This window comes from Streptomyces sp. NPDC002845, from assembly GCF_053591955.1.
The window spans coordinates 77,929-103,286 of record NZ_JBSFUU010000007.1 but is presented as its reverse complement, the minus strand read 5'-3'; the positions used below and the strand labels follow the sequence as shown (position 1 = coordinate 103,286).

At 72.1% G+C, this 25,358-nt stretch carries 26 protein-coding genes; 15 read left to right on the top strand and 11 right to left on the bottom strand.

Features of this window, described 5'->3' with window-relative positions; translation table 11 throughout:
* Positions 1–7: 7 nt before the first annotated feature.
* Both ACWD3C_RS07155 and ACWD3C_RS07150 read right to left on the bottom strand, forming a co-directional pair.
* Complete coding sequence (locus tag ACWD3C_RS07155) at positions 8–580, bottom strand: MarR family winged helix-turn-helix transcriptional regulator (RefSeq protein WP_451140960.1); 573 nt, start codon at positions 578–580, stop codon at positions 8–10.
* Positions 581–764: 184 nt separating this feature from the next.
* Complete coding sequence (locus ACWD3C_RS07150; protein ID WP_451140958.1) at positions 765–1,790, bottom strand: response regulator transcription factor; 1,026 nt, start codon at positions 1,788–1,790, stop codon at positions 765–767.
* Positions 1,791–2,094: 304 nt separating this feature from the next.
* Here ACWD3C_RS07150 and ACWD3C_RS07145 point away from each other — a divergent pair, with 304 nt between their 5' ends.
* The 5 genes from ACWD3C_RS07145 to ACWD3C_RS07125 are packed head-to-tail and all read left to right on the top strand — an operon-like array spanning position 2,095 to position 8,779.
* Positions 2,095–3,129: a sugar ABC transporter substrate-binding protein gene (locus tag ACWD3C_RS07145; protein WP_451140956.1), complete on the top strand. Its 1,035-nt coding sequence runs from the start codon at positions 2,095–2,097 to the stop codon at positions 3,127–3,129.
* 17 nt (positions 3,130–3,146) lie between these two features.
* Complete coding sequence (locus ACWD3C_RS07140; protein ID WP_451140954.1) at positions 3,147–5,084, top strand: sugar ABC transporter ATP-binding protein; 1,938 nt, start codon at positions 3,147–3,149, stop codon at positions 5,082–5,084.
* A complete protein-coding gene (locus ACWD3C_RS07135; protein WP_451140952.1) occupies positions 5,081–6,061 on the top strand; it encodes an ABC transporter permease in 981 nt (326 codons plus the stop codon). Before ACWD3C_RS07140 ends, ACWD3C_RS07135 begins: the two co-directional genes overlap by 4 nt.
* 42 nt (positions 6,062–6,103) lie before the next feature.
* Positions 6,104–7,801, top strand: coding sequence for an amidohydrolase (locus ACWD3C_RS07130; RefSeq protein ID WP_451140950.1), 1,698 nt, complete (start codon positions 6,104–6,106; stop codon positions 7,799–7,801).
* A gap of 33 nt (positions 7,802–7,834) precedes the next feature.
* Positions 7,835–8,779: an LLM class flavin-dependent oxidoreductase gene (locus ACWD3C_RS07125; protein WP_451140948.1), complete on the top strand. Its 945-nt coding sequence runs from the start codon at positions 7,835–7,837 to the stop codon at positions 8,777–8,779.
* A gap of 23 nt (positions 8,780–8,802) precedes the next feature.
* On the opposite strand, the gene ACWD3C_RS07120 is transcribed toward ACWD3C_RS07125, so the two are convergent.
* Positions 8,803–9,282, bottom strand: a complete 480-nt coding sequence (locus ACWD3C_RS07120) for a hypothetical protein (RefSeq protein ID WP_451140946.1) — start codon at positions 9,280–9,282, stop codon at positions 8,803–8,805.
* A gap of 267 nt (positions 9,283–9,549) precedes the next feature.
* Here ACWD3C_RS07120 and ACWD3C_RS07115 point away from each other — a divergent pair, with 267 nt between their 5' ends.
* The 3 genes from ACWD3C_RS07115 to ACWD3C_RS07105 all read left to right on the top strand — a co-directional run bounded on the left by ACWD3C_RS07115 (position 9,550) and on the right by ACWD3C_RS07105 (position 11,352).
* Positions 9,550–10,143, top strand: a complete 594-nt coding sequence (locus ACWD3C_RS07115; protein WP_451140944.1) for an RNA polymerase sigma factor — start codon at positions 9,550–9,552, stop codon at positions 10,141–10,143.
* Positions 10,144–10,190: 47 nt separating this feature from the next.
* A complete protein-coding gene (locus tag ACWD3C_RS07110) occupies positions 10,191–10,460 on the top strand; it encodes an anti-sigma factor family protein (protein WP_451140942.1) in 270 nt (89 codons plus the stop codon).
* Between the two features lie 631 nt (positions 10,461–11,091).
* A complete protein-coding gene (locus ACWD3C_RS07105) occupies positions 11,092–11,352 on the top strand; it encodes an anti-sigma factor family protein (RefSeq protein WP_451140940.1) in 261 nt (86 codons plus the stop codon).
* An 88-nt stretch (positions 11,353–11,440) separates the two neighbouring features.
* Here the strand turns inward: ACWD3C_RS07105 and ACWD3C_RS07100 are convergent, their stop codons facing one another.
* A complete protein-coding gene (locus ACWD3C_RS07100) occupies positions 11,441–11,686 on the bottom strand; it encodes a hypothetical protein (protein WP_451140938.1) in 246 nt (81 codons plus the stop codon).
* A 118-nt stretch (positions 11,687–11,804) separates the two neighbouring features.
* On the opposite strand from ACWD3C_RS07100, the gene ACWD3C_RS07095 reads away from it, so the two are divergent.
* Entirely contained in the window at positions 11,805–12,242 is a 438-nt protein-coding gene (locus tag ACWD3C_RS07095) for an RDD family protein (RefSeq protein ID WP_451140936.1), read from the top strand.
* A 23-nt stretch (positions 12,243–12,265) separates the two neighbouring features.
* Here ACWD3C_RS07095 and ACWD3C_RS07090 read toward each other — a convergent pair whose 3' ends face one another.
* Genes ACWD3C_RS07090 through ACWD3C_RS07080 form a run of 3 tightly spaced genes read right to left on the bottom strand, consistent with a single transcriptional unit; the run spans position 12,266 to position 13,378 of the window.
* Complete coding sequence (locus tag ACWD3C_RS07090) at positions 12,266–12,622, bottom strand: hypothetical protein (protein ID WP_451140934.1); 357 nt, start codon at positions 12,620–12,622, stop codon at positions 12,266–12,268.
* The gene (locus ACWD3C_RS07085) at positions 12,619–13,023 is read right to left on the bottom strand and encodes a hypothetical protein (protein WP_451140932.1); all 405 of its coding nucleotides are present in this window, start codon (positions 13,021–13,023) and stop codon (positions 12,619–12,621) included. The genes ACWD3C_RS07090 and ACWD3C_RS07085 overlap by 4 nt, the downstream gene beginning before the upstream one ends.
* Before the next feature lie 40 nt (positions 13,024–13,063).
* Entirely contained in the window at positions 13,064–13,378 is a 315-nt protein-coding gene (locus ACWD3C_RS07080; protein WP_451140930.1) for an anti-sigma factor family protein, read from the bottom strand.
* A gap of 84 nt (positions 13,379–13,462) precedes the next feature.
* On the opposite strand from ACWD3C_RS07080, the gene ACWD3C_RS07075 reads away from it, so the two are divergent.
* The 6 genes from ACWD3C_RS07075 to ACWD3C_RS07050 all read left to right on the top strand — a co-directional run bounded on the left by ACWD3C_RS07075 (position 13,463) and on the right by ACWD3C_RS07050 (position 20,885).
* On the top strand, positions 13,463–14,017 hold the full coding sequence (locus tag ACWD3C_RS07075) for an RNA polymerase sigma factor (protein ID WP_451140928.1): 555 nt from the start codon (positions 13,463–13,465) through the stop codon (positions 14,015–14,017).
* Entirely contained in the window at positions 14,014–14,319 is a 306-nt protein-coding gene (locus ACWD3C_RS07070; RefSeq protein WP_451140926.1) for an anti-sigma factor family protein, read from the top strand. The genes ACWD3C_RS07075 and ACWD3C_RS07070 overlap by 4 nt, the downstream gene beginning before the upstream one ends.
* A 394-nt stretch (positions 14,320–14,713) precedes the next feature.
* On the top strand, positions 14,714–15,574 hold the full coding sequence (locus ACWD3C_RS07065) for a phosphatase PAP2 family protein (RefSeq protein ID WP_451140924.1): 861 nt from the start codon (positions 14,714–14,716) through the stop codon (positions 15,572–15,574).
* 153 nt (positions 15,575–15,727) lie between these two features.
* Positions 15,728–16,408: a response regulator gene (locus ACWD3C_RS07060; protein ID WP_451140922.1), complete on the top strand. Its 681-nt coding sequence runs from the start codon at positions 15,728–15,730 to the stop codon at positions 16,406–16,408.
* Positions 16,405–18,711, top strand: a complete 2,307-nt coding sequence (locus ACWD3C_RS07055) for a GAF domain-containing protein (RefSeq protein ID WP_451140920.1) — start codon at positions 16,405–16,407, stop codon at positions 18,709–18,711. Before ACWD3C_RS07060 ends, ACWD3C_RS07055 begins: the two co-directional genes overlap by 4 nt.
* Positions 18,712–19,004: 293 nt before the next feature.
* A complete protein-coding gene (locus ACWD3C_RS07050; RefSeq protein WP_451140918.1) occupies positions 19,005–20,885 on the top strand; it encodes a glycoside hydrolase family 15 protein in 1,881 nt (626 codons plus the stop codon).
* Between the two features lie 369 nt (positions 20,886–21,254).
* Here the strand turns inward: ACWD3C_RS07050 and ACWD3C_RS07045 are convergent, their stop codons facing one another.
* From ACWD3C_RS07045 to ACWD3C_RS07030, 4 genes are all read right to left on the bottom strand, one after another.
* Complete coding sequence (locus ACWD3C_RS07045; RefSeq protein ID WP_451140916.1) at positions 21,255–22,538, bottom strand: glycoside hydrolase family 5 protein; 1,284 nt, start codon at positions 22,536–22,538, stop codon at positions 21,255–21,257.
* Positions 22,535–22,900 carry a response regulator gene (locus tag ACWD3C_RS07040; RefSeq protein ID WP_451140914.1) on the bottom strand — a complete coding sequence of 122 codons (366 nt, stop codon included), beginning with the start codon at positions 22,898–22,900 and terminating at the stop codon, positions 22,535–22,537. The genes ACWD3C_RS07045 and ACWD3C_RS07040 overlap by 4 nt, the downstream gene beginning before the upstream one ends.
* Before the next feature lie 209 nt (positions 22,901–23,109).
* Complete coding sequence (locus tag ACWD3C_RS07035) at positions 23,110–24,075, bottom strand: glycoside hydrolase family 6 protein (RefSeq protein WP_451140912.1); 966 nt, start codon at positions 24,073–24,075, stop codon at positions 23,110–23,112.
* A gap of 106 nt (positions 24,076–24,181) precedes the next feature.
* Positions 24,182–25,318 carry a S8 family serine peptidase gene (locus ACWD3C_RS07030; protein WP_451140910.1) on the bottom strand — a complete coding sequence of 379 codons (1,137 nt, stop codon included), beginning with the start codon at positions 25,316–25,318 and terminating at the stop codon, positions 24,182–24,184.
* Positions 25,319–25,358 lie beyond the last annotated feature (40 nt).

Below are 25,358 nucleotides of genomic sequence, written 5' to 3'. Positions count from 1 at the left end.
CCGGAACTCAGTCCTTCGGCCGGCGTCCGCTGCGGCGCGGCGCCGGCGGGGCGCCGTCGAGGAGGGTGAGGCGGCGTTCCTCACCGTGCTCCTCGACCTGGAGCACCACCTGCCGCAGTGTCTCCGCGAGGCCCCGGCACTCCTCGGCACTGAGCCGCTCGGTGACGAAGGCTTCCTCGTCGTTGAACGCCGGGAACACCTGCCGCATCAGCGCCTCGCCCTCGTCGGTGAGGCTGAGCAGCACCAGCCTGCCGTCGGTGGGGTGCGGGGACCGCCGGACCAGGCCCCGCCGCTCCAGCGTCCGCGAGACCCCGGTGAGCGTCCCCTTCGAGATGCCCGCCTCCTCCGCCACATGCCGGGTCTCCGACTCGCCCCAGACCCAGACCACCCACAGCACCACGAAGGCCGTCCAGGTCAGATCGGCGCCGCGCAGGACGGAGTTCTCCAGGTGCTGCCGGACCGCCGAGGCGGCACGGTAGATGTTGGCGACTGCGGCCATCTGCTCCCGGCGCAGCGGAAAGCCACCGAGCTTGGCCGCGGCCAGCTTCTCGGCTTCGGCGATCGATCGTTGGCCGGGCATGGGCTCGCTCCTTCGACGCTTGAGGCGTGGTGCGCCGCGTCTCTGTGTTTCCCGGGTGTCGTTGTTCCCAGGTGTCGTTCGGAACCAAATTGTACGAAGCGCCGAGTGCCGCACGCCGGGCGGACGCCGGGCAGTACTCGGCTGCCTGCCTCAGCGGCTCGGCCGCCCAGAGGCTTCCGCCGGCTCAGCGCTCGACGAAGAACGCGAGGTGGTCCGGTGCCGGGCGGAGGAGGCCGTCGCGGACCGCGAGGGCGGTGGCCTCGGCGCGGGAGGCGGCGCCGGTCTTGCGGAGCATGTGCTCGATGTGGCTGTGCACGGTCCGCGGGGACAGGAACAGCGCCTGGGCGATGGCCCGGTTGGTCTGTCCCGTGGCCGCGCGGGTGAGCACCTCCAGCTCCCGCGGGCTGAGTCCGTACGGCAGTTCCGTGGGCGTCTCGTGGATCAGTACCGCGTCCGCCGTGATCCCCGGGCCCGGCCGGTGCCGGAGGAGGGCGACGCGGTACCAGGTGCCCTCCGTCGGCCACAGCAGCCGCACCCGGTGTCCGGCCGTCCCGGCGAAGGCGCGGAGCAGGCTGTGCACCTCCTCGTCCCGCAGCACCCGGGGACGTTCCCGGCCGGGCAGGTCGATCACCGCGTCAGCAGTCACGAGGCTCGCCCTGCCGTCCGCGGGGAGGTCGTGCCGGCCGGCGGCGCGGGCCACCGGGTCGGCGAGCGCCGCGAGGGCCGGCATGACGGAGGCGAGCAGGTGGCGCGCCTCGGCGTCGTAGGCGTCCGGCCTCTCCGTAGACAGGTGCACCAGGCCGACCAGGCGGTTGCCGTGCCGCAGGGCTCCGGTCACTCCGTCGCGGATCCCGGCCGGGCGGACCCGCTCGGCGTAGAACCAGCCCTGGCGGAAGCGCGGTCCGAACTCCTCCGGGTCCTCGGCGTCCGCGGAGATGGACGGCGGCAGCTCCCGCCGTACGACATTGCGGTACCACGGCGTCGTCACGAACTCCTCGGCCAGGGCCTGCGAGGTCTCGGCCGAGTAACCGATGCCCGCCAGCTGGCGGTGGGCGCCGGTCAGCGGGTCCAGCGCGAGCAGCGTGGCCGCGTCCAGGGGGAGGGCGTGGGCGAGTTCGCGCAGGGCCTCGTCGCAGGCCGAGGCGGTGTCGTGTTCGCGGGTGAGCATGCCGATGCGGGTGGCCGCCGCGATCTGGTGGTGGCTGAGCATTGCGAGCCTCCGGGGAGCGGCTCGGGACCACGATGGTCGTTTGGGCCCCAACGATAGGGGCGTGGTCCGTGCCGGACAAGGCGTTCACCGCTTCGTGACGCGATGGAGATCCCCCGCCGACGGGGGGAACACCGACGTAGGGAAGACCGACGTAGGGAAGACCGACCGGGGGGAACTCGCCGAGTCGGTATTTGTACGGATGGTGGAGCGGGGCGCCGAGGTCTTTCCTGTTCGGCACAGCCGGACCCAGTTCGGCACAGCCGGACGCCCGCCGGAAGCGGGCCCGCCCCTCGGAGAGCCCGCCATGAACACAAGCAGGTCCGCCGCCGTCCCCTCGGCCTCACGCAGACAGTTCCTCGCCTACTCCGGCGCCGCCGTCGCGGCCACCGCGCTCACCGCCGCCGGCTGCTCGGCGCCGCAGAGCGCGTCGACCTCGGCCGGTCCCTCCGCCTCGGTCGGCACGCGCCTGACGAAGATCGGCCTGGACTACCCGTTCACCCAACTCCCCCTCTACAGCACGCTCGTCAAGCTCTCCACCGCCGCCGCGAAGCAGCACGGCATCTCCCTGCTGACGACGAACGACGGGGCCAGCGCCGACACGCAGGCCACCAACCTCAACACGTGGGTCGCCCGGAAGGTGCCCGCGATCGTGTCGTTCCCCATGGTCTTCGAGGCCGCCGAACCGATCGCCAAGACGGCCCTGGACGCGGGGCTGATCTGGGTGACGTACGGCGGTTCGCTGGAGCACCAGAGCGCCGACATCCAGTTCAGCTTCCGCAAGGGCGGCACCCTGCTCGGTGAGGCGGCGGCCAAGTGGGCCGAGGAGAACCTCGGCGGAAAGGGCAAGATCGCCTTCCTCACCGACAGCACGATCGAGCTGGGCCGCGAGCGCACCAAGGGCATGGTCGACGCCTTCACCGAGCTGGCGCCCGGTGTGGACGTGGTCGCCCGGGAACAGGCCATCGACCCGGACACCGCGCTGGCGAAGTCCAACGCGATCCTCGCCAGACACCCCGACCTCAACATCATCCTCGGCGTTACGGACGCCGCCGCCTACGGCGGTTTCAAGGCGCTCCAGCAGGCGGGGCGGAAGAAGGACGACGCGAGGACCTTCGTCGGCGGGCAGGACGGCGCGGCGCCCTCCCTCCTCGCCATCAAACAGGGCACCTTCTACCGGGCCTCGGCCGCCCTGGCGCCCGACGACATCGCGAACGCCATCGTCGACGTGCCGCGCGCCGTCGCCGCGGGCAAGGCGAACCCCAGCGCCCAGGTGCCGATCTCCATGGTCGGCCCGGGAGACACCGCGACGATCGACGACCTGCTCGCCCAGAACGCCTGAACGCCTAGGGGCATGTCATGACACCGGTGAACCTGCGCATACGCGGGCTGAGCAAGTCCTTCGGCGGGGTGCGGGCCCTGGACGGCGTGGACCTGACCGTGCCGATGGGACAGGTCCACGCCTTGCTCGGCCACAACGGCGCCGGCAAGTCCACCCTCATCAAGTGCCTGGGCGGCGCCTTCCCGCCGGACGCGGGCACGATCGAGGTCGGCGGGAAGGCGTACACCCGGCTGAGCCCGCGCGAGTCGATCGACGCGGGCGTGGCGATCATCTTCCAGACGCTGAGCGTGGTCGACGCGCTCACGGTGACCGAGAACATCTTTCTCGGCCAGGAGTGGACCCGGTACGGCCGTATCGACCGGCGGGCGCAGGAGGAGGTCGCCGCCGGGCTGCTGAAGCGGGTCGCGGCCACCTGCTCGCCGCGTGACCGGGTGGGCGATCTGCCCATGGGACAGCGGCAGTTGGTGGAGATCGCCAAGGCGCTCAGCCGCAGCGCGTCCGTACTGGTGCTGGACGAGCCCACCGCGGCACTCTCCGGGGCCGAGCGCGACGCCCTGGCCGAGCGGGTCGAGGACCTGCGCACGCAGGGGCTCGCCATCGTGTACGTCACCCACCTGCTGTCGGAGGTGGAACGGCTCGCGGACGCGGTGACCGTGCTGCGGGACGGGCGGGTCACTCACCACTCGGCGGTCGCGGGGCACACGCGGCGCGAGCTGGTCGAGGCCATCGCGGGAAGGCCGCCGGGGGAGACGGGGGAGACGGGGGAGACGGGGGAGAGCCCCGGCGAGCACCCGCGCGAGTCCGGGGAGTCGGCTCCGCGCGAGTCCGGGCGGCTGGGTCCGCACGAGCGAGCCGCCGCGCCCGCGAGCGCGGGCGCGGGCGGGTCACCGGAGACCGTCCGCGAGCATCCGTACGAACCGGCAACGTACGAACCGGCCTCCCGCGAGCCGAGCGGGACACCCCCCGACCCCCGTCGAGACACCTGCCGGGACACCCGCCGAGGGGATACGCGCGAACCCGCACGGTCCGCCGGCCCTCCCCGTCTCGCCGTGGAGGCCCTGCGAGGTCCCGGCTTCGGGCCGGTGAGTCTCACGGTCGCCGAAGGGGAACACGTCGGTCTCTTCGGGCTCATCGGCTCCGGCCGTACGCGCATGCTGGAGACCCTGTTCGGCAGGCGCCGTGCCTCCGGCGGCACGATCCGCGTCGGCGACCGGACGGTGGCACCGACCCGGCCCGCCGAGGCGCTCGCCGCCGGGATCGCGCTCGTCCCGGCCGACCGGCGCGGACAGGGCCTGTTCCCGGTGCTGGGTGCGCAGGACAACGCGTTGCTGCCGTCGATCCGTCCCCTCGCCCGGTCCGGGATACGGGCGCTGGGCGCCGAGCGCCGTGTGTTCGGCGCGCTGGCCGAGGCCGTGGGGCTGCGACCGGCCCGGCCCCGGCTGCCCGCCGCCGCGTTCTCCGGAGGCAACCAGCAGAAACTCCTCCTCGGCCGGTGGATCAACGAGGCCCGGCACGTGGACGTCCTGCTGCTGGACGAGCCGACACAGGGCGTCGACGTCGGCGCCCGGCAGGAGATCTACCGGGTGGTGTCCTCGCTCGCCGCCGACCGTGGCACGGCCGTGCTGTTCGCGTCCAGTGACCCGGAGGAGGTCGTCGCACTCGCCGACCGCTGCCTGATCGTCGCCGCCGGTCACGTCGTCGGCGAACTGTCCGGCACCGAACTCACCGAACAGGCCCTGCTGTCGGCCGTCCATGACGCCGACACGGGCACCGGCGCGGGCGCTGGGGCCGACGCCGACAGAAGCACCGCGTCGGCCTCCGTACCGCACGCCGGTACCGACGGCGCCACCCCGAAGCCGCCCATGGGTGCCGACGGTGGCCCCGTCCCGCACCCGCACCCCGGCACCGACAGCGACGCCGCCACCGCGACCCCGCCCGCCGAAGGAGCAGCATGACCACCGCCGACGCCGTCCTCACCCGCCCCCGGGTCCTCGCCACGGGCGGACTGACCGCGATACGGCGCCAACCGCTCATCGCCGTGCTCACCACGATGGTGCTGGCGTTCCAGCTGTCCACGGGCAGTTTCCTCGCCCCGGCGAACCTGCGCGGCATCGCCACCGACGCCGCCACCCTCGCCATCGTCGCCGTACCGCTGGCCCTGCTGGTCATCAGCGGCTACCTCGACCTGTCGGTCGGCTCCACCCTCGCCCTCGGCGGGCTGGTCGCGGGCTGGCTGGCCGGGCAGGGGCAGTCACCCGTCGTCGCCGTCGTGGGCGCGCTGGCCGCCGGGGCGGCGGTGGGCGCGGTGAACGGCGTCCTGTGCTGCCACTTCGGCCTGTCGGCGTTCATCGTGACGCTCGGCATGCTGACCGCCGTACGAGGGCTGGCGCAGCAGCTCTTCCCGCTGCCGCTGAGCGGCTTCGGCACGGACTTCGCCTGGCTGGGCGGGGCGCGGATCGCCGGCATCGCCGCCCCGGTCGTCATCGCCGCGGCCGTACTCGCGGCGGGCGCCCTGTTCCTGGCGCTCACCCCGGCCGGACGGCACGTGTTCGCCATCGGCGTCAACCGGGAAGCCGCGCACCTGTCCGGCATCAACATCCGCCGTACGCCCTTCATGCTGTTCGTGGTCACGGGCATCGCGGCGGCCCTGGCCGGGGCCATCAAGGCGTCGGTCCTCGACAGTGTGGTGGCCGGGACCTCGGGCGCCGGGTTCGAACTGGCCGTGCTCACCGCCGTGCTGGTGGGCGGCGTCGCGCTGACCGGCGGCTCCGGCTCGATCCTCGGCGTCCTGCTCGGCGTGCTCTTCCTGGGTTGCCTGCAGAACGGCCTGACACTGCTGAACGTGCCCACCTTCTGGCAGCAGATGGCCCAGGGCACCGCCCTGGTGGCGGGCGCGGCACTGGCGTACTTCGCGCCCCGCGCGACGCGCTGACCGCTCCGTTCCCCCCGTTTCCCTCCGTCGAAAGAGGTCCCCGTGAGCGGCACCGCTCCCACCCTCGTCCTGACCGGCGGTCAGGTTCTCACCGTCGACCGCGACTTCACCGTCACCGAAGGCGTCGCCGTACGCGGCCGGGACATCCTCGCCACGGGCAGCGACGCCGAGATGCGCGCCCTGGCCGGCCCCGGCACCCGGGTCGTCGAACTCGGCGGCCGGACCGTCCTGCCCGGCCTCAACGACTCCCATCTGCACGGGGCGGCCTACGGGATGACGAAGCCGCCCTTCGCCATCGACGTCGGCCACCCCGCCGTGGGCTCGATCGCCGACATCGCCGCCGTGGTGCGACGGGAGGTACGGGCCGCCCGCCCCGGCGAGTGGATCGTCGGCCTCGGCTGGGACCCCGGCTATCTCGCGGAGTGCCTGGCCGACCCGCGCCGCTTCCCGCACCGCCGCGACCTGGACGCCGTCGCCCCGCACCACCCGGTCTGCCTGACGGACTTTTCCTCGCACATGGTGTGGGCCAACAGCGAGGCCCTGCGCCGGTGCGGCGTCGACGCGGGCAGCACACCCCCACCGGGCGGTGTCATCGACCGCGACGGCGACGGGGAGCCGACCGGCATCCTGCGCGAGGCGGCCCAGCGGCTCGTGCAGGCGGCCCTGCCCACGCCGACGATCGCCCAGCGCCGCCAGGCCATCCAGGGCGTGGTCCGCGAACTGCACGCACGCGGCATCACCAGCTACACCGAACCCGGCCTCGGCCCCGGCGGCACCGGAACCCTCTTCGGCGGCCTGAGCACCGACAACTGGACCGCGTACGCCGAACTCGCGGCGGCCGGTGAACTCGACGCCCGGGTCAGCGTCCTCCTGCTGCCCGCCCCCATGGGCGGCTCCGCCGACGACGTACGCAAGGGACTGGAAGAGCTGCGCCGCCCGGCGTCGGCGGACCCGCGCCGGCTGAACGCCATCGGCGTCAAGATCTTCGCGGACGGGGTGCCGCCGAACCGCACGGCCTGGATGAGCGAGCCGTACCCGGAGGGCGGCCACGGCGCGCTGTGTGTGCACGGCGACACTCCCGCACTCCAGGTGGAGGAGCTGCGCGAGATGATCGGGCTCGCGCACGAGGCCGGTTTCCAGCTCGGCGTGCACGTCACCGGCGACCGGGCCATCGACACGGTGGTGGACGCCTTCGTCGCCGCCAACGCGGCCGCGCCCCGACCCGACGCCCGCCACTACGTCATCCACGGCGACTTCATCGGCCCCGGCAGCCTGGCCGTGCTGGCCGAGCACGGCTACGGCGTGAACATGAACCCCGCCATCAAGTGGACCGTCTCGGACCTGATGGACGAGGTCGTCGGCCCGGAGCGCTCGGCCTACCAGTGGCCGGTACGGTCCGCGATCGAGGCCGGCGTCCGCGTGTGCGCCAGCTCCGACGCGCCGATCACGGAGCCCGACTGGAGGCAGGGCGTCGCCGCGATGATGCTGCGCGAGTCCAAGGCCAGCGGCCGGACGAGCGGCCCCGAGCAGCGCGTGACGCTCGCCGAGGCCCTGCGCGCCTACACCGCCACCCCGGCGTGGCAGGACTTCGCCGACGACTTCAAGGGCACGATCGAGCCGGGCAAGGCGGCGGACCTGTGCGTCCTGGACCGCCCGCTGCTCGCCCTCGACCCACACGACATCACCGACGTCCAGGTGGACCTCACCGTGTTCGACGGCCGCGTGGTCCACGAGCGCTGATCCCGTCACCAACGAGCCCCGAGGAGCCCCGAGATGGCACCCCACCCCCGCATGCTGCTCGTCCTGAGCGAGAACTGGACGCTGACCGGCGGCCGGGCCGACCTGCCCGCCGCCGTGCGCTGGGCCCGCGAGGCCGAGGACGCCGGCTTCGACGCGGTCATGGTCAGCGAACACATCGTCCTCGGCCCCGACGCGGCCGCAACCGGCATCATGGGCAACCCCCGCGCCTACGCCCTCCCCGGCAACCAGGACCCCCACACCCCCTGGCCCAACTCCCTCCTCCTGCTCGCCGCCATCGCCTCGGTCACCCAGCGGCTACGGCTCGCCGCCGCTGCCGTCCTCGCCCCGCTGCGGCACCCGCTGCTGCTCGCCCGCGAACTCGGCACCCTCGACCTGATCAGCGAGGGACGGCTGGTCGTCCAGCCCACGGTCAGCTGGAGCAGGGACGAGTACGACGCGCTGGGCGTGCCGTTCGGCAAGCGCGGCCGACTCCTCGACGAGCACCTGGCGATCTGGGCGAAGGCGTGGGGACCGTCGCCGATCTCCCACGACAGCGAGCACTACCCGTTCCGTGACGTGTACTTCGAGCCCAAGGCGTACCGCCCCGAGGGCCCTCGGCTGTGGTTCGGCGGCCAGCGGCTGCACGGCCCCGTCCTGCGCCGTCTCGTCGAGTACGGTCACGGCTTCCACCCGCTCGGCCGGCCGACTCCCCAGGACCTGCACACGCTGAAGGAGGCGATGGCCGCGGCCGGGCGGGACGTCGCCGACCTGGAGTTGATCGGCGGCACGCAGGCCGTCTTCCCCGACGACCACTCACCGGCCGACCTCGGCGCGGCCCTCGCCTCCCTGCCGGAACAGCTGGAGGAGGGCTTCACCACCTTCTGTATCAAGCCGAACCAGTTCATCGACGACCCGGACGGAGTCGGAGCGTTCTGCCGCGAGGTGATGCGACGCGTGGCGACGCTGACGCGGCACTGAGGGCATTCCTGCTGGTCGCGCTTTCATCCCTTCTGCCCCTGCTTGCCCATCACCTTTGCGATGCACGAGTAGGCCGGCCCGAGCAGCAGGCCGAAGACGAGGTGGGCGCCGAGGCTGGACCGGGTGACGGCGTTCCACTCGAAGACCGGCATGCCCATGTTCGCCGGCATGATCCACAGTGCGCCGAAGGCCCACCAGACCACGCCGTACACCAGCCCGAGTGCGACCCCGGGCATCATTTCCTGTGCCCAGTGGCCCAGGAGCGCGCCGAAGGCGAGTCCGGCGGAGAGCGCGACGGCGAGGTGGATCAGCCAGCCGGCGAAGGCGCTGTCGGAGCCGAGCAGTCCAGCCACCATCTTGATCATCGCGGTGTCCATCATCGGCTTGGACACCGACATCCAGATGCCCATGCCGATGCCGCCGACCAGGCCGGCCGCGGCGCCCCAGACCGCGTGTGCCGGAATGACCGCCGTTTTCGGGGAAACCTGCATCGTCGTTGTCATGTCATCCCTTTCCTTCCTCTCCTTCCTCTCCTTCGCGTCCGTCGACCTGGATACCGCTTCGGCTTCGACGCTATGAGCGGCACTCCTCCAGAAATGTGACCGCGCTTACATTGCTTACATTTCGGGTGTCTCGTCGGGTGTCTCGTCCGCTGTCTCGATCAGCCGGTTCAGGAGGAAGACCAGGTCCGCCGCGGTCTCCGCGGCGATCAGGTGCGCCTGTCTTGAGGACCCCGAGGGCGGATTCCCGCCTCCCAGGGGAAGAGTGGAATGCTGGCTCAGGAGCGAAGGGTTTCCGTCATCGTGGAGGAACGGCTGCCGCGCGCCCGGACGGAGCGGGCGGAGGAGTGCGCGGAGTGCGTGCTGCCCGAAGTGGAGACGCTGCTGCGGGTGGCGACGACGCTGACCGCGCGACCGGACCATGCCGAGGAACTGGTGCGGGACACCCTGTTGCGCGCGTATCAGACGTTCGACCGGTTCGACGGGCAGCAGCCTCGGGCCTGGCTGCTGACCCTCATGCACCAGGCAGACACCGACCGGCATCGCGCCCGCGGACCCCACCTGTTGGCTGGCGGGGATGCCGGTCCTGGCCACTCGTCGGCGGACACTTCCGGGCAGTCTGCGGAACCGCCCCTGGTCGGGCAGACGTTTCACGAGGTGGTGGACACCGCCCTGGCGGCTCTGCCGGTCAGGTACCGGCAGGTGGTACGCCTGGTGGACATCGACGGTCTGTCGTACGTGGAGGCGGCCGGGCTGCTGGGCATGAGCGAAGCGACCGTGACGAGCCGACTGCGCCGGGCGCGCAGGCGCATTCGCGCCCGGCTTGCGACGGCCGGGCTTCTGCCGGGACGAGGTGAACGGTGAGCATGTGGTCGAGGCGGAGACAGCCGGCCGAGCGCAGGATGAACTGTATGCAGGTGGCCCGGGTCCTGCAGGCGTACCTGGACGGGGAGACCGACGAGGTCACCGCTCGTCGGGTGGCGGTGCATCTGGAGGACTGCCGCCGCTGCGGACTGGAGGTCGCGACCTACCGGGAGATCAAGAACGCGCTCGCCCGCCAGGCCCAGCCGGATGCCGACGTGGTGGCCCGGTTGCGCGATTTCGGCCAGGCGTTGCTGCGCGACGGCGGACAGGGGGAAGGCGCCCGGGAGGATGAGGGGGAGCAGACGCCGGGGGCCTGAACGCCCAGCCCCCGGCCGGCAGGTTCGGGCGAGTCGGCGTGCCCGTGACGTGCCCGTTCCACGCGTGCTGCCCGTCCGGCCTGACCGGGCGTGGGCGTTATGGGCGCCCAGGCCGCACCCGGCGGTCTCGAATGGGGAGGTATCGCGTGTCATGTCTGCCGTCGATACCGCCGATGCCGCCGGACGCGGCGCTGTTGCAGGTGTTCCCGGCAGCAGGCACTGCACGACACGGTCAGTGTGTGCGCGGCGCGGCCACCGCGTCGGTCGCCGATACCCGTGCCGCCCCGTGCCGCCCCGTGCCGTTTCTGGAGGAGATGGAACGGAAGGGAATGAGGCGACGGAACGGAAGGGAATGTGGAAGCGCCGTCGGCGGGTTTCCGGGTTGGGAAGGCTGTCGCCAGGCGTCGAGGTCGGCTGTTGAGGCGGTGAGCGGGGCGCCGAGCGCGCCCAGGAGCCTGGGGCGGACCGCCCGGTTCCGGCGTGAGCGTGCCCGAGCGGTGGCCGTCCGTGCCCGCGGGCGCCGGAGTTGCCGTTCAGCGGGCGGTGATGTCGACGCGGCGGCCGGACCGGGACCGAGGCGAGGTGGACGATGAGGCTGTGGCCGAGACGACGGAGCACGGTGGAGCGGAGGATGGGCTGCGCCGAGGTGGTCCGCGTCCTGCAGGCCTATCTGGACGGGGAGGCGGACGAGGTCACCGCCCGCGGTGTGGCGGCGCATCTGGACGACTGCCGCGACTGCGGGCTGGAGGCCGACCTCTACCGCGAGATCAAGAACTCACTCGCCCGGCAGGAGCGGCCCGACACCCTGGCGCTGACGCGGCTGCGCGAGTTCGGGGAGTCCCTGCTGCACACCGGTCCGGCCGACGGGCACGATCGGATACCCGGTGGGTGAGCGCCCTCGCCCGCTGTCCGGAGGAAGACCGCGCACCGCCCCTCCCTCTCCCACGCGTCCGAGGAAACCCGGCGTGACGTCCCGGACGTCAGAGGATCCAGCTCAGCAGGCTGCCGAGGCCGTAGTGGACGGTCTCCTGCGCGCAGACGACGCCGGCGGCCATGCTCGGCCTGCGCCGTCCGACCCTCAACCGGTCCTGAAGGACTTCGAGCACGACGGCCTCGTACGGATCGGCTACCGGCGCGTCGACCTGCTGGCCCCCGACCCGGCTGCGCCGCCGGGTCGGGGGAGGCGTTCGACTGCCGGTGTTCCGGTGACTGCCGACGTCACCCACGCGGCTGCTCCAGGGAGCTACGGCAGCCGACGGCGTGGACCCTGGGGACACCGGATCACCGGCGTACCAGGAGGCACGATGGCTACGGCACTGCGCGCTCTTGAGGAGCCCGACACCGATGTCGTGGGGGGGGCGCATAGCGCAGTTCGTCCTGGACGCCCTGTTCTCGTCGCTCGTCGCGCTGCCGCTGGCACTGCTCCTCCACCTCGGCCGGCACAGCGACAGCGGCGGCACCGCCTGGGCGGTGCTTGGTGGACTCCTGTGCGGAGTGCTCACGCTGTACTGGTACTGGGTGCTGCGCCCGGTGAAGACCGGTCAGACCTGGAGCATGCGGCTGCTCGGCATCCGGATCGTCAGGGCTGACGGGGCACCGCTGACCACGAAGACGACTCTCCTGCGCGCACTGCTGCTGCTCGCCGACGGGCTGGCCTGTGGCCTGGTCGGCCTGATCGTCATGCTCCGCTCTCCGCAACGGCAGCGGTTGGGGGATGCGGTCGCGGGCGCTCTTGTGGTGCGTCACCGGAAACCGTTCGGCCGCAGCGACACAACACCTTGACCACACCTTGACCCCTGCGCCGATCAGAAAGTGATCACCTGGTAGCCGTCCGCGACGAGTCGGCGGATACTGGGGTGACCTTCATATTCGTCGAGCAAATGGACGTGCGCGGCGCGGGCGCTCTCCTCGGCTTCGAACGCCTTCGCACAGTAGTCGCAGGCACCCGTGACGACATCCGACACGGCCTCGTACACGCCGTGTGCCGGGTGCTCGGTGTCGGACAGTACGCCGGGCCACCTGGTGCCGGCGCCGTCGAAGACGAGCCGCACGTTGTCGCCGCCGTCCTTGAACTCCTTGGCGGCGACGAGGGCGTTGAAGGCCCTGCCGAGGTCGGCGTGGCTCTCGGTGTCGGCGAGGATGATGAGGGCGACGTTACTCATGATCGATCCTGTTCTTCCTGCTTTCCAGGTGCGGTGTGGCCGACCGGGATGGCCGACGTGGGTATGCGGGGTTGTGCGGGTAGGGGTACAAACGGGTGCGCGTACGCCTGGACGGCGAGGAACGCCCGCACCACGCTCACTCTGGTGTAGACCCACACCGAAGTGCGGGCCGTGGAGCGAGGGCGGGACAGGAACCACACCCCGGCGACCGCCTCACCCGCGATCGGCGCCCCGACGGTGACCGGCCATGTGCTGTGCAGCGCCCCGCCCGTGCCAGCGAGCCCGGCCCCGCCGGGGATCAGCGGTCCCGCGCAGCACCACATCATCCGTACGGCGGCGGCCACCGCCGTGAGCGCGCCGACGCTCTCACGGGGTTCGGACGCGGGGGTGTGAGTGGGCATGGTTCCTGTTCCTCGTCTCCGGGGTGCCGGGGACGCTTGGTCAGCCGCTCCGAGGTGTCCGAGGTGGGGGAGTGCGGGCCATGCGGTCGGCGAAGCGGCGTATCCGGACCTCGGCCAGCGAGGTCGGTGCCCGGTGCGGAGAGCCGCGTACCGACGCCTTCATGAGGCGCAGGGCCAGCAGTTCGCCACTGCAGGCCCAGCAGCGGGCGACATGGGCCGCGACGAGGGTGTGCCGCGCTCCGGTGAGCTGTCCGTCCGCGTACGCCCCGACCGCGCCGCGCAGCCGCAGATGGCGGAATTTCTCCCGGCACTCCGCCCAGAGGTGGCACGGTCGCGGGGCATTCTGCTTCGTCATGCACCGGAAACCCGCGTTAGGACGTACCTCATTCCGTGGAATGCTCCGGTTGTCCCGGGGGGTTTCCAGTCAGTGGGAGACACAGTGGCGCAGCCGCCGGAGGTGCGGGACAAGGCGTTCGCGGAGTTCGTGCTGCCCGAGGTGGAGGTGCTGCTGCGGGTGGCGATGACGCTGACCGCGCAGCCCGCCGACGCCGAGGACCTGGTGCAGGACACCTTGCTGCGCGCGTACAAGGCGATAGACCGGTTCGACGGCGAGCATCCGCGCGCCTGGCTGCTGACGATCATGCGCCGGGCGGAGATCAATCGGCACCGCCGCCGCAGGCCCTACCTCCTCGACGACCCGGACACCGACCTGGACCGGCTGACCTCGACCGGCATCGTGGCCTCGCCGGAGGAGTTGGTGGTCGGCGAGAGCTTCGACGAGGTGGTCGGCGCCGCACTGGCCGCTCTGCCGGACAAGCACCAGCAGGTCGTACGCCTGGTGGACATCGGCGGGCTCAGCTACGGAGAGGCCGCCGACGTGCTCGACGTACCCGAGGGGACCGTGATGAGCAGGCTGCACCGGGCCCGCAAGCGGATAAGGACCCAGCTCGCGGCGGCCGGACTCGCACCGAAGCCGAAGAGGAGCAAGATGTGATCGGGCATCGGGGCGGGGCGGCGCACCGCCGGATGAGGTGCATGGAAGTGGCCCGGGTGCTGCAGGCCTGCCTGGACGGCGAGGCCGACGAGGCCACCGCACGCCGTGTCGCCGCCCATGTGGAGGACTGCCGTCGCTGCGGTCTGGAGACCGCCGTCTATCGGGAGATCAAGAAGTCGCTGGCCCGCCAGGAGGTGCCGGACGAGAGCACCATGGCCCGTCTGCGCGCCTTCGGTGCCGCCCTGCTCACGGGGGAGCCCTCCGAGGCCTGCGACGAGTCGGCCGGACTCGGCGGCGCCTGAGGCGGCGTGTGTCCTCCGGCGGGTGCCGAGCACGTCGCCGGGCGGCCGGCCGAGGCCCGCCGCATCCCGGCCATGGCCGCGTACGCCGACGCCGCGCCGGACTGGGGCCGGTTGCGGCCCGGATGGCGGCCGCCACTGATCAGTGGGACATATTTGGCAAAAAGGGAATTCGGTGCAGAGTGAGCCGGGTTTCCCGTCCGCGTGCCGTTCGGTCGTGTCGTGTCCGGGCCCCTTGCCGGGGCGCGGCCTGAGTTCCCGAGGGGGCCGGGAGGACGACATGGGGATCATGGGGCTTCCGCTGAGGCGGGCGAGGCTGCCCGGAGTGCGCGGAGCCGCTCCGCCGTGCCGCCCCGTTCCACGCGGGCACCGACCGCCGGCGCGCCGGCGGCGTGCGGTGGCCCTCCTCCCCGTGGTGGTCGGGGGGTACGTGGCCGTCTTCGTGGCGGTGCTTACCCGGTCCCCCCTGGTGGAGTTCGACTGGCGTGTGGTGATGTGGCGGCCGTACAGGCAGTGGCCGCAGCTTCACGGCTTCCTGGACGTTCTCGTCGTCGCGGGGCAGCGGGGCCCGACCGCGACGGCGGCGCTGGCCTGGCTGGGATGGCGTTCCTGGCGGAGCAGGAACCCGCGCCCGCTGCTGGTCTTCCTGACGGCGCTGGTGCTGCTCAATGTGAGCGTCGGTGCGGTCAAGCTGGGCACCGGGCGTCTGGGGCCGCACTACGCGCAGGCCATCGGGTCCACCGAACTGTTCCGGGGCGGTTCCATCTTCCCGTCCGGCCATACGGCCAACAGTGTCGTCATCTGGGGCACGCTCGCGTACCTCGCCCAGCGTCATCGCAAGGCGGCGGCAGCCCTGGCCGCTCTGGCCGCCCTGGTGGTCGGCCTGACCACCGTCTACCTGGGCACCCACTGGTTCAGTGACGTGCTGGGCGGCTGGGCGGCCGGGGCTCTCGTGCTGCTGCTCCTGCCGTACTGCGAGCCGTTCGTCGGGCGTGTGGGCGTACGGATCGCGAAGCTCTGGGCGGGTCCGGGCGCGGATGCCGTGCGCCGGCCGGTGCCGGGGGCGGCAGGCGTCGGGGCGCCGGGCCGTGGGTGCGGCGGGCGGCATGGCGCGGCAGCTGCGTCCTCTTCCTCCGTTACGGCGGCGCCGGGCCCGTCGGCCCGTGCGTCGGCCTCGCGGCAGGCGGGCTCCGCTGCGGCTGCCCTCGCCTTCCATCCCCGGGTATGGAATGAGCGCGGGCCGCCCGAGGGTTTCTGATGTGTGTCGTAAATGCCCCACTATGTTCGCTGTGCGTCTGGACTCAGCGGAATGAACGCCTGGGGCGATGCCGACCGCGTCGGCCTCGGGGTGCGTACCGCGGGAGAGCCGTGGTGGGCGCCGTGAGCCGGTGCTCGACGACGGAGATCACCAGTGGCAGTTCATGTTCTGATCGCGGAGGATCACGCGATGGTCCGGCAAGGCCTGCGTGACTTCCTGAGCCTTGACGGTGACATAGCGGTGGCCGGTGAGACGACCAACGGCCGGGAGGCCGTGCGGTTGGCTCGGGAGCTGAGTCCGGATGTGGTGCTGATGGACCTGATGATGCCGGTCATGGACGGCATCGAGGCCACGGAGCAGATCCGCCGGGAACTGCCCGAGGTCAGGGTGGTGGCGCTGACCGGCGCGCTCGACGGGGCGACGGTGATGGCGGCGGTCCGGGCGGGCGCGACGGGCTTCCTGCTCAAGAACGCGGAGGCCGACGAGCTGCGGCACGCGGTGAAGGCCGCGGCGACCGGCCGGACGTACGTCTCCAGCCCCGCGGTCGCCCGCCTCGTGGACCAGGTCACCGGCGCGACCGGGCCCTCCCGTCTCACCGAGCGTGAGTCGGAGGTCCTGGTCATGCTCGCCCGTGGCAAGGCGAACAAGGAGATCGCACGCGAGCTGCGGATCGGGCAGCAGACCGTGAAGACGTACGTCAGTCACATCTTCGACAAACTCGGGGTGCACAGCCGGACGCAGGCTGTCGCGCACGCCATGCGGCTGGGGCTGGTGCCCTCCGGCGAACTCGGCCGTGGTCTCGTCGCGACGGACGAGTACCGGTGGTCGGCGTGACGGGCCTCCTTCCTCCCTCGATCCCGGGAGCGTCGGGCACGGCGCCGGACGCGGAGGTCGCCGGTCAGAGCGGGCAGCCGTCGACCGGGGACGGCGCCGCGGAGATGTTCCTCGTGCTGGATCCTCAAGGACGTGTCCTGAGCGCCGGCACGGGCACCACCCCGCTGGGCGATCACGGCCCGGCCGACCTGGTGGGGCGGCATGCCTCGCTCCTCTACCCGCCCCAGGACGTGGCATCGGGCGCTGTGTCCCGCGCGCTGGACGCTGCCGCGGGCCTCGGCACACACCGGGAGTGCGCCTGGCGTGTCCGCCGGGACGGGGTGCACTTCTGGGCCGAGACGGTGATCACGGCAGTCCGGGACGCGCAGACATGTCTGACGGGCTACTGCCTCGTCGTCCGCGACCTGAGCACCCGCTGGCGGCACGATCGGTGGCGGCGGGCCGTCGCCGAGGTCACCCGGCGCGTGGTCGACGGCTGCCCCGGGCCCGAGGCACTGGCGCTGGCCGTACGCCGCGTACGGGAGTCCACCGGTGCCGAGGCCGCCCGAGTGCTGGCACTGGACTGGGGCGACACACTCACCGTGTGCGCCGTGGACGGCGTCGAGGCCACGGCCTCACGAGAGGTCCTGATGCCGGGAGAGTCGGTGCTGTTGGACGAGGCGGTCCGCGCCGGACGCCCGCGGATCTTCTCCGACACCGACCACGAGCCCTCGACGCTGCGCGCGGCGCTGCGTGATGCCGGGCTGGCCTCGGTGATGAACGTGCCCCTGACGGTCCGCGAACGGGTCGTCGGGTTGCTGGAGGTGGCCAACCGGCGGGGCGGGCGCTGTTTCACCCCCGAGGATCTGCGGACCGTGGAACCCTTCACCGGCCCGGTCGGGCTGGCGGTCGAGCGGGCCCGCGCCGACGAGGACCTGGACCGGCTCGGCCGTCGGTCTCTGGTCGGGCAGGACACCATACGGCAGGCGTTGAACTCCGTTGCTGCCGGAGCGGTCACCCGCACCGGCGCCGTGCACTGCGTGGTCTACCTGCTGGAACCGGGGGCGGGGCTGCGCCCGGCCGGCGGCCACGGTGGTGACGGGCCGCTCTCCTTCGACTCGGCGGAACGCCCGGTCGCCCGTCCCGCGAGAGCGGCGATGGAGGCGATCACGACGGCGGCTCCGGTGATCAGGGGCGACGCGGAGGACGAAGACGCCGCGGAGGACGAGGACGACAGGGAGAACGGCGGCGACAGGGAGGGCGGAAGCGAGAGGGAGAACGGCGGCGACAGGGAGGGCGGAAGCGAGAGGGAGAACGGCGGCGACAGGGAGGGCGGAAGCGAGAGGGAGAACGGCGGCGACAAGGAGAACAGCGGCGACAAGGAGAACGGCGGCGACGGGGAGAGCGATGACACGGCGGCCGGGCGGGACCCGGAGTCCGCCGCGTCCGCCGCGGAAGCCGTTCACCTCCGGAAGCCGCCACGTCCGGGTTCCGGGGACGTGCTGGCCGCCCTGCCGCTGCTGTGCCGTGGGGAGGCGGTCGGCGCGCTGTGCTGCCGGTTTCCCCGCGGGTGGCACCCCGGCAACGGGGACCTCGGGTCGCTCCGGGCCCTCGCGTCCAGAGCCGCCGCCGCGGTGGAGACACAGCGGCTGTGGACCGTGGCCCGGGAGCAGTCGGCGCGTGAGGAGCGGCGGCGCCTCGCCCGCGAGCTGCACGACTCGCTCTGCCCGGCCCTGTACGGCATCGCCCTGCACGCGCGTACCGCTCGCGAACTCCTCGGCCGCGAGGGCCCCGGGGCGCACCGGCCGATCGACTCCGTCCTCCGGCTCGCCGACGCGGGACTGGGCGAGGTCCGGTCGATCCTGTGCCGGCTCAGCCCTGAGTCGCTGGAGACGGAGGGACTGGTCACCGCGCTGACCCGGTACCTGAGCCAGGTGCGCGTACGTCACGGAATCGCGACCGAGGCCAGGCTCGCGGGTGAGCCGGACGCGGCACCGGAATCCAAGCACGCGCTGTACCGGATCGCCCAGGAAGCGTTGCACAACGTCATCAAGCACGCCGCGGCGCGGCAGGTCCTGCTCCGCCTGTCCACCGACGTCGGCGCCGTCACGCTCGTGGTCACGGACGACGGCGTGGGCTTCGACACCGGCAGGTCCTTCCCAGGACATCTGGGCCTGCGCTCCATGCGGGAGCGGGCGCGGGAAGCGGGCGGCACCCTGGAGGTGGACAGCCGCCCCGGCCGGGGGACCCGGGTCCGGGCCACCGTCCCGGCGCGCTCGGCACCGGACCGTCCGTACGCCGACCGGCCGCCGACCGACCGGTGACCAATGCCGCACCGGCCCCTCCAGCCGGTCACCACTGGGCGGCCTTCCAGCCGGTCACCGCCGGGCGCGAGCGCCATCACCGATGCCGTCGGCGACGCCACCCGCTCCCACCGCTCGGATGTTCATATCGAGGCTCAGGTGATGGAATGTGCCCGCCGCACAGCGGGTTTCCTTCTCGTTCGGGCCGGTATTACTTCGCGTTTCAGGGAGATGCCGTGGCTGAGATCCCCGAATGGACGAAGCCCCCCGTTTCCGCAGCGGTCCCACCCAGCCCCACGGTGAACGGACATCCAGTGGCCTCGCCCGTACCTGTCGTCACGGCGGGTACGGAGGCGAGGCCGATAGCGGACTACGCGCTGCTGTCCGACTGCCAGGGCGCGGCGCTGGTGGCGCGTGACGGGTCGGTGGACTGGCTGTGCCTGCCCCGCTTCGACTCCGCGTCCGTGTTCGCGCGGCTGCTGGACCGCTCCGCCGGGCACTGGTGGATCCGCCCGGTGGGGATCTACACCGTCCGCCGGGAGTATGTGGACACGACGATGGTGCTCCGCACCGAGTTCCGGACCGACACCGGCACCGTCGTGGTGACCGATGCGCTGGCCGTGGGGGCGTGCGAGAGCGGCCGGATGCTGGGCCGCGAGGTGCCGCACGCATTGCTGCGCGTGGTGGAGTGCACGCAAGGGTCGGTCAGGATGGCGGTGGAGTTCGCCCCGCGGCCGCAGTACGGCTCGGTCCGCCCGCTGCTGGCACCGGCCGACGGTGGGCTGCTGTGCGCGTTCGACTCCGGATCGCTCCTGCTCTCCTCACCGGTGCCCCTGCCGGGACGGGCCACAGCCCGCGGGCAACTGGCGCTGAGCGCGGGGGAGCGGGCGGGCTTCGCCCTGCGGTACGCCCCTCTCGGCGGCCGGCGCGAGCTGTGGTCGCAGGACAGGATCGAGCAGGCCCTGCGGACCACCCTGGACGCCTGGCGGTCCTGGGCCGCGCTGAACCAGCGGTACGAGGGACCCTGGCGCGACGCGGTACACCTGAGCGGCCGGGTGCTCCAGGCGCTCACGTTCGCCCCGACCGGCGCGATCGTGGCGGCTCCCACCACGTCACTGCCGGAGGCCGTGGGCGGGGAGCGCAACTGGGACTACCGCTTCTCCTGGGTGCGGGACGCCTCCTTCACCCTGCACGCGCTGTCGGTGGCCGCCTGCCCGGGCGAGGCGGAGGCGTTCTTCTCCTGGATGGCGCGGACCGCCTCCGCCGAGGGTCCCGCGGACGGCCAGCCGCTGCAGGTGCTGTACGGGGTCGGCGGTGAGCGGGAACTGACCGAGCGCACACTCGGCCATCTGACCGGGTGGGGCGGCAGCCGGCCCGTGCGCATCGGCAACGACGCGTGGCGCCAGCGCCAACTCGACATCTACGGTGAGCTGCTGGACGCCGCGTATCGGCTGCGCGGCCTGCTGAACCGGCTGGACGGGTACGGCCGGCGGTTTCTGACGAGCCTGGCCGACGCCGCCGCGGCGCACTGGTCCGAGCTGGACCACAGCATCTGGGAGGTCCGGGGCCGTCCGCAGCACTTCGTCTACTCCAAGCTCATGTGCTGGGTGGCGCTGGATCGCGCCATCGCCCTGGCCGACGAACTCGACGCCGCCGCCCGGGTGCCCGACTGGACCTCGTCCCGCGCCGAGATCCGTGCGGCGATCGAGGAGCACGGCTGGAGCCGGAGGGCCGGAGCCTACAGTCAGGCGTTCGGCTCCGACCTGCTGGACGCCTCCGCGCTGATGCTGCCGATCACCGGGTTCATCACGCCGGACGATCCTCGGACGCGTGCCACGGTCGCCGTGATCGGGGAGCGGCTGACCGACCCGAGCGGGCTGGTCCACCGCTGTCAGCGCATCGACGACGGGCTGGCGGGCGAGGAGGGGGCCTTCCTGATGTGCACGTTCTGGCTCGCCCACGCCCTCGCCCTGATGGGGGAGGTGGCTCAGGCGCGGGAGGTCTTCGAGCGGGCCGCCGCGTGCGCCAATGACGTCGGGCTGCTGGCGGAGGAAGCGGGCCCGGTGGAGGGGCAGCTGCTGGGCAACTTCCCGCAGGCGCTCAGCCACATCGGCCTGGTCAACGCGGCCTGGGCGATCGGCCGGGCGGAGGCGCCAGGTGCGGCTGACGGCCGAGCACAGTGGAGGGGGCGCTGAGAGCCTGTGTCATTCCCCGGCCGGGCGCCCGCCGCCTGGCACGCACTCCCCCCCACTGCCTTAAGGGCGTGGGGGGGGGGGACCCCAGCCGCGTTGCCGAAAGGCCCCAGTAGCTCCTCCCCACGCTCGACTTCGCTCGCGCGGGGGCACCCCCATCGAGGACCTTCCGGCGCCTTGCGATCGCACGCTCCCCCACTCTCGGCTTCGCTCGCGCGGGGGACCCCTGTGACGACGTGCGCTGATCCGGCCGGGGATATGACACAGGCTCTGAACACGGCGGAGGGGCCGCGGACACGTGCGGTGTCCGCGGCCCCTCCGCTCCCATCACTGCCTGCACGGGCTCCCGGTCGCCGGGGCGCGCCCATGGGATCAGGTCGTCTTCTTCTCCGCGGCCTTCGCGTCCAGGTTGGCCCCCGGCAGCGGCGACAGGTACGTGGAGACCAGCGCCTTCTTGTCCGGGTCCACGGTCGTCCAGTCGTCCTTCAGGACACCGCCGGTGTCACCCGAGTTGGGGTTCCAGCACCAGTACGTGTAGCTGATGCCGTTCTTCTTCAGGTACTGCATCAGGCTCTTCTGCCAGACGGCCTCGGTGCTCTTGCCCGAGCTCTCCCTGCCGCCGAACTCACCGAGCAGCACAGGAGCGGTGTCGCTCTTCTTCAGGTAGCCCCAGTGCTTGTCCCAGAAGGCGGGCATGTTGGCGGGGAAGTTCTTCTCCTGGAACCAGTTCTGGTTGTAGACGCCGGGCCCGTAGTCGTGCGCGGAGTACACCACCTTGCCGGCCTCCTTGAGCTTCACCGGGTGCTCCTTCGCCCCCCGCAGCTCGCCGCCCCACCAGGTCGACTCGTCCTCGAACTTGTCGTTGCCCTCGACGAAGATCAGCCAGTCCGGGTTGACCGAGTGGATCGTGTTGCCGGCCTTCTCGGCGGCCATCTTCCAGTCGGTCTTGGGGTTGCCGTCGCCCCAGGTGGCCTGGCCCCGCGGCTCGTTGTGCAGGTCGGCGCCGATGACCTTGTCGTTGTCCTTGTACCGCTTCGCCAGCATCTTCCAGTCGGCCAGCCACTGGCTCTCGCTGAGCCTGTCGGTGTACCACAGCTCGCTCTGGCCGTACTGGTCCGGGCGGTGCTGGTCGAGGATGACCATCATGCCGTGCTCGGTGGCGCTCTCGATCACCCGGTCCATGATCTCAAGGCCGTTGAGTCCCCTGAGCTCGGGGTTCTTCTTGTAGTCGATGCCGTTGGGCTTGCTCTTGGCGTCGAACAGTTCGTTGGAGTACGGCAGCCGGAGCGTGTTGAACCCGGTGTCGACCATCTGCTCGACCATCGAGTCCAGGTTGCGCTTCCACAGGCCGTGGGGCGCGAACGTACCGGTCTCCAGGCCGAACCAGTTGACGCCGGTCAGGACCACCGTCTCGCCGTCGGCGTCCACGATGTCGCCCCCGTCGGTGTGCAGCGGGCCGTGCACCCCGGAGGCCCCGGAGGCCCCGGATTCCCCGGCGGAGTCCCCTGTGAACGCGGTGACGGTTCCGCCGATGGCGGCCACCGCGACGGCCACCGCGGCGACACCGACCTTCAGCCGGCGCGACCGGGGGCCGCGCTGCTTCTCCTCGGGCGCGGACGTGGCCGGGTCGGTGTGGTTTTCCTTGGGGGAATTCATTCGCTGAGACTCCTGAGGAATTCGGGTGCGGCGGTCTTGAGAATGCTGATGGGGGGTGTTTTCGCCGACGATTCCGAGCACTCCTTGTGCGGTTCCGAGTGCGGTTCCGTGGCTGCGGAGATAAGGACGAGCAAAGCCATGGGAAAGAGTTCGCCGAGCCGGTGGCCGAACTGGTGGGACCGCCAGTCCGGTGTGTCCGCGTCCATCAGGACCACGTCCGGGCTCGCGTCGCTGACCAGCGATATCGCCTCGGCGGCGGTGGCCACGGCTCCCACGAGCTCACAGCCCGGCTCCTCCTCCACAAGATCGGCGAGAGCCGCCATTACCTGCGGATGAGGCTCCACGACAAGAACTCTTTTCACGGGCGGCGGACTCCTTCGGGCTTTTTGCTGCCATGCCCAAGAGATTAGAAAAGGAGCCGTGGTCAAATCGCCGTACGACCGAGCGAATTCCGCGCACGCCAATCGGCCGAATTCGGGCTACCTCAGTTGAGGTAGCCCGAATTCGGCCGATTAGTTAGCTATTTCTCTTTATGCGTGGTGTGGTGGCGGAACCCCGGTCCCCGGTCGTCTCACCGGGCGAGAAGGTAGGCGTACTGCGCGTCGAACGTCCCCGCGGCGGCGGCGCAGCCGTCGGTCTGGCCCGGCGGCTTCACCCACAGGTAGGCGTCGACACCGGGGACGCCGGTGACGGCGGTGGGGGCGTGGCCCAGACGGCGGCCCGGTGGGTCGCAGGCGGCGCGGTGGCCCTGTGCCGGCCCGGCCCCGTTGCGGCTGGTGTCGATCACCATGCCCAGCGGGGGGTGCTCCAGGTCCCGGAGCACGGAGAGGCCGTAGCGGACCTCGTCATGGGTGGCGTTGAAGTTCGACACGTTCAGGGCGATGCCGTCCCCGTATCGCGTGGCCCCGGCGTCCCGGAGGCGGTCGGCCATGGTCCGGGCGGGATGCCAGCCGGAGTTGCCCGCGTCGTAGTACACCGAGGCCCGCGGGGCGTCGCGGTGCATCACACTGCCCGCGTGGGACAGGGCCGCGAACCGCTCCTTCCGTTGCCGGGGACCGAGGCAGTCGGCGAGCGCGAGGGCGTCCGGTTCGAGGATCACCACCGCGCGTCCCGGGCCGATGCCCCGGGCGAAGCCCTCGATCCAGTCACGGTAGGCGGCGAGACCCCCGGCGCCGCCGGTGCTGTGGCCGGAGCAGTCGCGGCGGGGCACGGCGTAGGCGACCAGGACCGGCAGCGTGCCCTGGGCCCGGGCCGCGTCGACCACCGCGCGTACCTGGCCCGCCACCTTCCGCGGATCCGGGTCGGTGAACCAGGACGCCTGCGGCTGGGAGACGATGCGCTCCCGGATGACCGTCGCCCGGGGGTCCCCGGTGTGTTCGCGTACCCACTGGGCGGCCGGGGCATCGGGCGCGCTGTAGAAGCGGGTGGACGCGGGGAAGCGGGGCTGCGGCAGGGCGGCATGGGGGTGCGAGTCCGAGAGGGGCGGGGCGGCGGTCACCCCCATGGCGACTGTCACCAGGAGGCCGAGAGCGGACATCAGAGCCGTAAGACGCACCCCCCACGGACGCGGACGCGCGCGCCCCGGGGCCGGTGTTCCGGGGCGCGCGCGGTCATGGGCAGGGGCGATGACGCCGCCCCCGCTGTCACTCGTCGTCCGAGGGAGACACACTGCGTCGGATCAGCAACCAGGCCACGACGGCCAGTACAACCAGCCCCGCCGTCGTGGCTGCCAGCACCAGTATCGGGCCCGTGTCCGAAGACCGGGCGGCGTCGCGCTCCTCCGTCTCCACCACCTGGTCGGCGGACAGCGCCTCCGGGGACGGGGACGCGCTGTCCGCGAGCGCCGCCGCCGGGGCGACGAGCCCGAAGCCGTACCGGGCGTCCCGGCCCGCCGGTCCCTTGTCGGTGGCGGTGGTCGTGAGCTTTTCCGTGACCCGGTCGACCGTCCAGTTCGGGTGCCGGGCGCGCAGCAGCGCGGCGGAGGCTGCCACCCAGGAAGCCGCGTACGCCGTGCTGGAGCCGGTCCAGTAGTCGTCGTTCCGGGCAGTGGTCAGGATGTCGACACCCGGCGCTGCCAGATCCACGTCCTTGCCGTGGCGGGAGTCCGGCCAGACGGCGCCCTTCTTGTCGGTGGCGGCGACCGTGAGGACTCCCGGGTACGCGGTCGGGTAGGTCGCCGCGTTGCCGGTCCCGCCGTTGTCACCCGCACCGGCCACGACCAGGGCGTCCTTTTTGGCCGCGAACTCGACCGCGGTCTGCAGGGCGTCGGACGGGCGGGGGAAGGAGACGGTGACGACGATGACCTGGGCTCCCCGGCGCGCGGCATTCATGATCTCCCTCGCGGTCGCCGCGGACAGGGCCGTGTCGTCGCGGTAGACCCGGGAGGGGAGCACGCGTGCCCCCGGGGCCAGCCCGTACATGCCGTCGCCTTTGTAGTTGCGGCCGGTTCCGGCGATGATGCCCGCCGCATGGGTGCCCTGCACTGCCGCGGTGCCCTCGTCGCGCGTGCCCTCGACGGTGGTTCTGCCGAAGAGCACGCGTCCTGTGAGATCAGGGTGGGAGGCGTCCACTCCGGTGCCGATCACCGCGACCGTCACCCCCTCGCCCCTGCTGAAGTCCCAGGCCTGTTCGGCCTTGAGCGCGGTCAGTGCCCACTCGGACTCGCGGAGGGACCCGTCGTCCGCCGGAGCGGCGGCACCCGCCGCGGTGACGACGAGCGTCATCGCAGCGATGACGGCTCCCGCGCGTCGGGCGAGCACGGTGCCCGAACGACCTGTCATAGCGACGCACCTACCCCTGGTGTCGGTGGGACATGAGAGG

Coding starts and splice junctions, on each gene's coding strand:
- ACWD3C_RS07105 (WP_451140940.1), top strand. CDS start 11,092: ATGGGCTGCGCCGAGGTGGTCCGCGTCCTGCAGGCCTATCTGGACGGG.
- ACWD3C_RS07110 (WP_451140942.1), top strand. CDS start 10,191: ATGCAGGTGGCCCGGGTCCTGCAGGCGTACCTGGACGGGGAGACCGAC.
- ACWD3C_RS07125 (WP_451140948.1), top strand. CDS start 7,835: ATGGCACCCCACCCCCGCATGCTGCTCGTCCTGAGCGAGAACTGGACG.
- ACWD3C_RS07035 (WP_451140912.1), bottom strand. CDS start 24,075: ATGTCCGCTCTCGGCCTCCTGGTGACAGTCGCCATGGGGGTGACCGCC.
- ACWD3C_RS07145 (WP_451140956.1), top strand. CDS start 2,095: ATGAACACAAGCAGGTCCGCCGCCGTCCCCTCGGCCTCACGCAGACAG.
- ACWD3C_RS07135 (WP_451140952.1), top strand. CDS start 5,081: ATGACCACCGCCGACGCCGTCCTCACCCGCCCCCGGGTCCTCGCCACG.
- ACWD3C_RS07120 (WP_451140946.1), bottom strand. CDS start 9,282: ATGACAACGACGATGCAGGTTTCCCCGAAAACGGCGGTCATTCCGGCA.
- ACWD3C_RS07030 (WP_451140910.1), bottom strand. CDS start 25,318: ATGACAGGTCGTTCGGGCACCGTGCTCGCCCGACGCGCGGGAGCCGTC.
- ACWD3C_RS07090 (WP_451140934.1), bottom strand. CDS start 12,622: ATGAGTAACGTCGCCCTCATCATCCTCGCCGACACCGAGAGCCACGCC.
- ACWD3C_RS07095 (WP_451140936.1), top strand. CDS start 11,805: ATGTCGTGGGGGGGGCGCATAGCGCAGTTCGTCCTGGACGCCCTGTTC.
- ACWD3C_RS07115 (WP_451140944.1), top strand. CDS start 9,550: ATGCTGGCTCAGGAGCGAAGGGTTTCCGTCATCGTGGAGGAACGGCTG.
- ACWD3C_RS07155 (WP_451140960.1), bottom strand. CDS start 580: ATGCCCGGCCAACGATCGATCGCCGAAGCCGAGAAGCTGGCCGCGGCC.
- ACWD3C_RS07045 (WP_451140916.1), bottom strand. CDS start 22,538: ATGAATTCCCCCAAGGAAAACCACACCGACCCGGCCACGTCCGCGCCC.
- ACWD3C_RS07150 (WP_451140958.1), bottom strand. CDS start 1,790: ATGCTCAGCCACCACCAGATCGCGGCGGCCACCCGCATCGGCATGCTC.
- ACWD3C_RS07080 (WP_451140930.1), bottom strand. CDS start 13,378: ATGACGAAGCAGAATGCCCCGCGACCGTGCCACCTCTGGGCGGAGTGC.
- ACWD3C_RS07140 (WP_451140954.1), top strand. CDS start 3,147: ATGACACCGGTGAACCTGCGCATACGCGGGCTGAGCAAGTCCTTCGGC.
- ACWD3C_RS07085 (WP_451140932.1), bottom strand. CDS start 13,023: ATGCCCACTCACACCCCCGCGTCCGAACCCCGTGAGAGCGTCGGCGCG.